Source organism: Candidatus Woesearchaeota archaeon, from assembly GCA_016188115.1.
Lineage (GTDB): Archaea > Nanobdellota > Nanobdellia > Woesearchaeales > GW2011-AR9 > JACPIK01.
The window spans coordinates 1-8087 of the sequence record JACPIK010000001.1 but is presented as its reverse complement, the minus strand read 5'-3'; the positions used below and the strand labels follow the sequence as shown (position 1 = coordinate 8087).

Annotated in this window: 7 protein-coding genes and 1 tRNA gene; 4 read left to right on the top strand and 4 right to left on the bottom strand. The window is 38.4% G+C overall.

Annotated elements, in window-relative coordinates; all coding sequences use genetic code 11:
- Window positions 1-290: 290 nt before the first annotated feature.
- Window positions 291-361, top strand: a tRNA-Gly gene (locus tag HYV86_00040).
- A 308-nt stretch (window positions 362-669) separates the two neighbouring features.
- On the opposite strand, the gene HYV86_00035 is transcribed toward HYV86_00040, so the two are convergent.
- Window positions 670-1089 carry a very short patch repair endonuclease gene (locus HYV86_00035; GenBank protein MBI2572227.1) on the bottom strand — a complete coding sequence of 140 codons (420 nt, stop codon included), beginning with the start codon at window positions 1087-1089 and terminating at the stop codon, window positions 670-672.
- A 23-nt stretch (window positions 1090-1112) separates the two neighbouring features.
- Between HYV86_00035 and HYV86_00030 the strand changes: the two genes are divergently transcribed.
- A complete protein-coding gene (locus tag HYV86_00030) occupies window positions 1113-2078 on the top strand; it encodes an HNH endonuclease (protein ID MBI2572226.1) in 966 nt (321 codons plus the stop codon).
- 1 nt (window position 2079) lies between these two features.
- Here HYV86_00030 and dcm read toward each other — a convergent pair whose 3' ends face one another.
- The 3 genes from dcm to lexA are packed head-to-tail and all read right to left on the bottom strand — an operon-like array spanning window position 2080 to window position 4940.
- Complete coding sequence (gene dcm / locus HYV86_00025) at window positions 2080-3147, bottom strand: DNA (cytosine-5-)-methyltransferase (protein ID MBI2572225.1); 1068 nt, start codon at window positions 3145-3147, stop codon at window positions 2080-2082.
- Window positions 3148-3153: 6 nt separating this feature from the next.
- The gene (locus HYV86_00020) at window positions 3154-4317 is read right to left on the bottom strand and encodes a DNA cytosine methyltransferase (GenBank protein ID MBI2572224.1); all 1164 of its coding nucleotides are present in this window, start codon (window positions 4315-4317) and stop codon (window positions 3154-3156) included.
- Window positions 4318-4328: 11 nt separating this feature from the next.
- Complete coding sequence (gene lexA / locus HYV86_00015) at window positions 4329-4940, bottom strand: transcriptional repressor LexA (protein MBI2572223.1); 612 nt, start codon at window positions 4938-4940, stop codon at window positions 4329-4331.
- 487 nt (window positions 4941-5427) lie between these two features.
- Between lexA and HYV86_00010 the strand changes: the two genes are divergently transcribed.
- Window positions 5428-7266: an AAA family ATPase gene (locus HYV86_00010; protein ID MBI2572222.1), complete on the top strand. Its 1839-nt coding sequence runs from the start codon at window positions 5428-5430 to the stop codon at window positions 7264-7266.
- A 477-nt stretch (window positions 7267-7743) separates the two neighbouring features.
- The coding region (locus HYV86_00005; protein ID MBI2572221.1) for a trigger factor family protein at window positions 7744-8087 on the top strand (344 nt) is incomplete at its 3' end.

The window sequence follows — 8087 nt, the reverse complement described above, 5'->3', positions numbered from 1 at the left end:
TACAAATCCTTTGCTTGTAGAGGGATCCCTCCATAAGCGCTGTCCCTGGCTTCAGGTGAGGTTTTCGGGCAGATAACATTAGATTGTTATGACATATCTTGATGAGGAAACATTGGAGACCGGAGAAGCGGCTCCTGAAGTCGCAACCGAAGAGGAAAAGGTTGAAGGAGGCGAAGAGAATGCGTAAGCATTGATTCGCGCCGGAAAATTTTTCCGTACTTCTCAAAAGCCGCGGCGCATGCGCCGCGGCTTTTGATTTTGCGGGAATGCGTGGTATTATTTTTTTGTTCGCGGATGTAGTTTAGTGGCAGAACTTCTGGCTTCCAACCAGATGGCGCGAGTTCGATTCTCGCCGTCCGCACTTTTTAAGATTTTTCGCGCCCCGGCGTATCAATCGTTGTTTCTATTTCAGAAAAATTGGAGGTTCTAACATTGTCTCGTTGCCCGTATAGGGAAGGAAAATAGTTTAGTTGGGTATAAACCATTTCTTCTGAGAACTAAATGGTTTTTTGGTATTTGAGGAGAGGTTCTAACGAACTATACTAGAGCACGGCCAAAACAGCAAAACATGTAATCCATCATGTCCGCCCCGTCTGTGCTCTTAGACAGGGCAAGAGAAGGCATAGAGAAAGCACTAGATTGGTCTTGATATAATTCTACAAAAATATTTTATGATTTCTGCTTTAATAAAGTTAGAATCTTTTTTATTGCCACCACCGGGTTCTTTTTAATCTGATGCTCCCAGATACGAATAACTATCCAGCCTCTTTTCTTAATTTGCTGAACTTGTTTTCGGTCCCTATGTATATTTTCTTTGATTTTGTTTCTCCAGAACTGTTTATTTGTTTGTGGAGAAAACCGACATTTCATGCAACCATGCCAGAAACAACCATCAACGAAAATGGCAACTTTATTTCGCATAAATATAAAATCTGGTGTCCCTGGAAGTGATTTGTAATGTCTTCTCCAGCCATTTATTTTATATCCTCGGAATAAAAGTCTGAGCTTATTTTCCGTGCTTTTGTTTCCGCGATTTTTTATTGCGGCCATATTCTGCGATCTTTGTTTTTTGGTGTGCACATCTGTCATTTTGTGATTAAACACCACTTTCTATGACAAGACAATACTGGCTTGAAAATATAATAGAAAAAGTGTATTTTGCAAGTATGTCTCAATGGGAAAAACCTGTTTATAAAAGACTCGCGGCATCTGAGCTCGGTGCCGGACATACCTCGGGAATTGTTCCAACGGTTGAAACCCAGCCGTATTTCGGCACACCTCAAAAAGCGGAATCGCACCTAATCAAAAAAATATTTATTGAATTCTGGATTGGCAAAAAAAGCAAAATCATAACGACAAATGTTAACTATTTTAAAAGTGATACGCATGATCATATTCATCTTACGGGCAATTTATTGCCGACATATAAAGCCGGTGGTGCTTCCGTCGGGGATATTTTAGTTTTCTGGAAATCCATAGAAGATGAAAATAGCTTCAAGGCAGAACTGATCAAGCTTGGCTCGGCACGATGGAAAATGATTGAGGGACAGGGACTTCCCTCGGCGGGGGGTTTTATCGAACTTTCGCCGCCCGGCAAAGATTCTGAATTGGCAGATACAGACGAAGAAACTGATGACTATGAAATACTCTCAGAAGTTGAAGAAACTTTAACGCCGGCCGATTTTCCTACTGTAAATCGGCGTGGTCGTATTAAGCAGGGATCACGAATGATCACTGTAAGAAACAAAGCTAAGGGAGATTTTGTTTTAAAACAGCAAAACTATAAATGCCAAGTTGACGGATCTCATAGAAGCTTTTTAACACCGGCAGAAGTGCCGTATATGGAAAAACACCACTTGATATCAATGCGATTTTATGAGGAATTTGATAAGGACCTGGATGATATCAATAACATAGTTTCTATGTGCCCGACATGCCATAAACATATTCATCTCGGAAAAAAAGAAGAAATCGGCAATATCCTGAAAATACTTTACAAAAAACAAAAGGACGCATTGCAAAATGCAGGTTTTGTAATCTCTCTGGAAGACTTAAAGGGAAAGTATGGTGTGATTTGAACTACGCGCGCAGGAATCCAGTATTTTGAAAAAGATTTTCCAAAACAGATTGAGCGACATTTACGGTAATGGCATTCCCGGCTTGTCTATAGAGCTGTGTATCGGAAACCCCGTTTGCCGCAGCATTCTTTACGAAAAAATCATCAAATCCTTGCAATCGAAACGCTTCTAACGGAGTAATTTTTCTGACCCCTTTTTTGTTTATAGAAACTTTTGAGACATCGCCATCTTTAAAAACTCCCTGGATAAAATCATCGGAATAATAGTTATCTTGATTTGCCCTATGCATCTTGTGCATGCTGGCCGTTAGTGGTCTTGCGACAAGCCGATTTATTTCTGATTTAGAATAATAATTTCCGCTTCCATGTGCGAGGATTGTTTTAAGTATTCTTTCAGAAAGATAATACTTTTCATCCGTTTTTTTCTCTAAAAGATGCCAGGTTGTTTGGTATTTTGGTTTTCGTTTCCAAGAAATACTATTCAAATCCAATTCGGTCAACACCTTTTTATTCTTGGAACCGAGAATATACAAACGGCGTCTAATTTGTGGAACGCCGAAATTAACACTATTCATAATTTTAACTTCAGTCATATAACCCAGTTCATTAGAAAGAACGGATATTATTCTCTGTAAAGTTTTTCCACCGTCATGAGTCTGTAGGCCCCGCACGTTCTCGAGAATGAAGAAGGGCGGTTTTTTGATTGCCAGTATTTCGGCAATATGAAAAAATAATGTCCCTCTGGTATCTTCAAATCCCTTTTTCATACCCATGAGACTAAACGGTTGGCAAGGAAACCCCGCAAAAAGAATGTCAAAATTTGGAAGACTTTTTCTTATTTCTGCTACGGAGTTTAATCTGGTTACGTCACCAATGTCTATTTCATCATCAGTATCAAAGTTGCTACGATAAGTTGTGAGAGCATATTTGTCTATCTCGCTATAACCTACGCACCGTGATTTTATACCGATGCTCTTTGAAGCCCGGCTCATAGCCAAACGAAACCCCCCTATCCCGGAGAATAGATCAAGATAAGTTAATTCTGCACCGTCATTTTTACGAATTTGCATATATTTTTATGACAGATGTTTTCTCAAAACCCCGGCTATTATATTTGACAATGGTGGTGGAACAGCGTTGCCAATCTGGTTATACCATTGTGTATAAGGACCATAAAAAACATAATCATCCGGGAAACCTTGTATCCTGGCCGCCTCACGAGGTGTAAGTCCTCTTGCTTCATTGGGATGTATGTACATATGACAATCAAATTTCATATGAGAAGTTATTGTTTTAGAAGGTTTACCATGAATCAATTTGTAAAATTTATCTTTAAATATCCCCTTACGGTTATTATATGGCATTATGTGCGCAATGTCAGGATGGTCAGACCTCCCGCCTTGCGGGAGAAGTTTAAAAATCAAAAGGTCTCTGTCGTTGTTGTAGCGAGCTTTATGGTTGTAGATTGAACTTGGAATCCTGCCGCTATTTATTTTTTTTACATAGGATCTATCTCCACGATCATTCAAGAAAATTTTGTCCTTAAACAGCCCCGATTTTTTTGAATCAATCTCGGTATTATTTTTCTCGCTCCTTGCTACCAATTTACGCAGTCCCCAAAAAGCCGAACTTATCGGAATTTCGTTTGGTTGTTTTTTTATATCAATATGCCTAAAAATCGTGGTCAGAATTTCTTTTGGGTTCTTAAAACTCTTTTCCCGCAGTCCTAAATAGATCAATCTTTCCCTGTTTTGAGGAACGCCATAATTTTTTGCATTAACGATTTGGTACGAGACCGCATACCCTCCTTTTTCAAAATCCTCAACGATCTGTTTTGCCACAGGCAACATTCCCTTAACATTCTCCATTAAAAATGCTCTTGGTTGTAGATTGAAAACTGCTTTGACGAACTCTTTGTAGAGATAATTACGAGGATCGTCAATAAGTCTTTGCCTATTTGCCATGCTGAATCCTTGACATGGGGGGCCACCAATAATCAGATCGACACTGTTTTTTTTAACACCCAGTTTATCGAAATATCCAGAGAGATTCCGTATATCGTCAAGAATAATAGAATCTGTTTTCAAGCTCGGATGATTTTTCTTAAATGTCTCAATAGAGTGACGATCGTTGTCATTTGCTAAAATTAGTTCGAAACCATTGTTTTCGAATCCGAGTGATAACCCGCCAGCTCCGCAAAAAAGGTCTATAAAAGTAAGTTTTTTGTTTTTTATTTTCATTCAGAAAAAAACTATTTAAATTTCCTTAAAACTCCTACGACTTTTCCCTGTATTTCTACATTTTTTTCATAAAACGGCTTCATTTCGGGATTGGCTGGCTGAAGTCTGATCCGATTTTTTTCTTTGTAGATTTTCTTTAATGTCGCTTCGTTGCTGTCGGGTAAATACGCGACTGCTGATTCCCCGTTTTCTACGACTGGCTGTTCGCGAACAATAACAGTATCGCCATCTGATATGCCCTCGTTTATCATGCTGTTGCCCTCAACCTTTAAGGCATAATGACGGCCTGACTTTGAAAGCATATTTTTAGGAACTTGAATCGGCTCCGGATTTTGGATTGCCTCAACTGGTTTTCCTGCGGCAATAATGCCGAGTAAGGGAATCTCAACAAGATCGCTTATGCCGTTTTGAAAAATCTCAATAGAACGTGCATGACCCTTTTGTCTTTGCACGTATCCTTTTTTACGCAGGACGGACAAATACTGATGTACCGTTGCCGGAGATGACAATTTGAATTTTTTACCGATCTCCTCCAGAGTAGGAGGGTATCCTTTCGTTTTTTGAAAGGATTTGATGAAATCCAGTATCGCTTTTTGATTTCTGGTTAATGTGGATATTTTCATAGTTGACATTGAAACGGCAAAAAACTACTATAAAACTATTATACGAAAAAAATACGAAACTGTGTATAGGGTGAGATATCCACAGGGTTCGTAAAGTAGAGTTTTAGTTCTTTAAAAGCTGGTGAGGAAACTTCCGCCCACTTTTCTGATATCAAGCTAAGTCGCCTTTATCCTCCCTCTACAGGTGCTTTATGGCATTTGTGGTGGGGGTTTGAATAAAGGTCGGCGAACCTCTGATTATTAGAAGCTAAGCAGAAGTTAAAAACATGGCTAAGAAAGTCATTACTCACACGGGAGAGAAGACGCCGATATCTGGGCAATATCAGCCCATCGGTACTAAGCAAGAAATCACCTTGTCAAAAGGCGATCGCGTGCCTCCATATCATCAGAGAGCAAAAAACTTTGTTCTCGTAGATAGGACAAAGCACAAGAGATAAACTTCTATCTCGTATCCTCGCCAGCTTTTAGAGAGTTAATTTTTAAAAATATGAAATTAGAAAAATTTAGAATCAAAAACTATAAATCAATAATAGACAGCGGCGACTGTTATTTAACAGACACTATTACTATTTTTGCTGGCAAAAACGAGTCCGGGAAAACCTCTATTTTAGAGGCATTGGAAGATTTCGACACTGATAAAAAAATTAGAGAAAGTTCGAAGCCAATCAAAAATAAAGAAGCTGTGCCACAAATCGAAATAACATTCAAAATAGAAAAAGCGACTTTAAAAGAAATTATGGGTGAACTTGGTTGGAAGAAAAAAGTTTCCAACGACATTATTATAGATATTAAAAAAACTTATCCAGATGATTATTCAATCACAGGACAATCTTTAACTGCCGCTGGAATTTGGAATCTACATGAAGTAGCAGAGATAAAGAAAAAAATAGAAACCTCATGGCAAGAGACTAAAAAAATCCATACAAAATATACACAACTTGGCGGGACTATTTTTGATTTAGACTTTGATAATATTCAGAATCTAAAAACCTTGCTATCTCAATTTAAAAAACAGACAGCCCCAAATGTTGGCAATATTTCGGACGAAAAAGAAAAAATCAATTTCTCTGCTTTCTTAGAAGAATCTATCAATAAGCTTTCGGATCTTGAAAATTTGTTAGCATCTAAACAAACTTTATTGGATCTGCTAAAGAAAAAATATATTCCTAATTTTATTCTTTTTAATTCCTTTGATGATATTTTCCCCAACAAGATACCGGTCAAAGACTTGGAAACAAATGAATGGATTGAGGACCTTTCGATTATAAGTGATTTAAAACCAGAAACGATCAAGGGAACCGATGACAGAGAAAAACACATGCATAAGAAAAATGTTAATATCGTTTTGAACAAAGACTACGGTAAATTTTGGACGCAAGACATATCTAATCTTAAAATAGAATGGGATTCAACACACTTATATTTTTGGATAGAGGAAGATGATTATTTATATGAACCGAGTTTAAGAAGCAAGGGGCGCCAATGGCATTTGGCATTTTATGTTAAAGTTTCTGCACGAGCCAATGAAAATTTGCCTAATATAATACTAATTGACGAACCCGGCCTATTTTTACATGCCCAAGCCCAAAAAGATATCCTCGGAAAATTAGAAGATTCGGCTAAAGAAACTCAGTTAGTTTTTGCGACTCATTCCCCATATCTTCTTGAACCAGACAAATTAAACCGCATTCGTTTGATACACAGAACCAAAAAAGACGGCACGAAAATAGAAAATAAACTTCATGCACTTGCCGATAAAGAAACATTAACACCAATACTTACAGCAATTGGTTTAGAACTTACTGCTGGTATTGCCAACTTAGACAAAGCCAACAATGTTATAGTGGAAGGTCCGTCAGATTTATATTTTTTAGAAGCATTCAAAAGACTTATTAACAAAAACAAACTTAATTTTGTGTATGGCGGTGGATCAGGCAATATGCCTTTTGTTGGCACTATTCTACATGGCTGGGGATGTAAAGTGTTATATCTTTATGATAATGACCAGGGCAAAAAAGACGGAGAAAAAAATTTAAAAAACAACTGGTTGGTTAACAAAGAATTGATCATATCTGTTTTAGAAAGAGAAGGTAGTACCGAAGACGTATTTTCTCAGAATGATTTTAAGAAATATGTTTTGAAAAATAGTTCCTTAACATATACCACAAGTAATTCTGAATACATAAAAAATAAGGACAACAAGGCAGATAAAGTACTTTTAGCTAAGCTCTTTTTAGAGTCCGTGGAAAAAAACGAGGTAAAACTTACTCAAGCCACGATTGATAACATTTCAAAACTTTTTGAAAAAATAGAAAGCAAGTTCTGATACCATATATTTCCATATTGCTATACTAAAAAACGCTCGTCCTGTGTGAGCGTTCCTATGGGCAATATTTTCAGCTGATTTTTTATATCGTGAACTTCGTGACTATTGTGTGACTATTGTGAACATTTGCGGATGGATACGAACATTAAAAGTTGGGCACTCTAAGCAGGGTTCTATCGCAGACGGGCAGTATTTCATCAATATATCAGTTTTCTGCTTTCTAACCGCGTCTAACAGCTTTCTGCGGCGTTGAGAAAAACTACCAAGATGCTACTATATTGAATACCGAATAGTCGGTTAGCGTCTTGAGAGAGGTTCTAACATCGTCTATAAAAGTGCACTATAAAAAACACCGTCTTTCGGCGGTGTTTTTTTGAGCGGAAAGATTCTACTTGAATTATTTTCATAATCCGCTATAATAGCGGCATCATGTCAACCCCGCTACGAAGTAGGGCGCGGGCTGGCGTCTGTATTACAATGAATTTCCTTTATCCACCCAACCATAAACCAATGGATATGGATAACAATGGTAGTGAAACGCGCCCGCGACTTCGTACGGGGTCAAATTTCTCTAATGTAAAGATAAAGAAATTGAGCGACACCGAGGTGGAAATATCAGCAGAAATTCCCGCCGAGACGTTTGATTCCTATCGCGCCTCGGCGGTGAAAAAACTCGCGGGAGAGGTTTCCATAGACGGGTTTCGCAAGGGGCATATTCCCGAAACGGTCTTGGCGCAGAAAGTGGGCGAGGGGGCGATTCTCCACGAGACGGCGGAATCCGCGCTCTCTGACGCGTACCCCAAAATCCTCCGCGAACACGC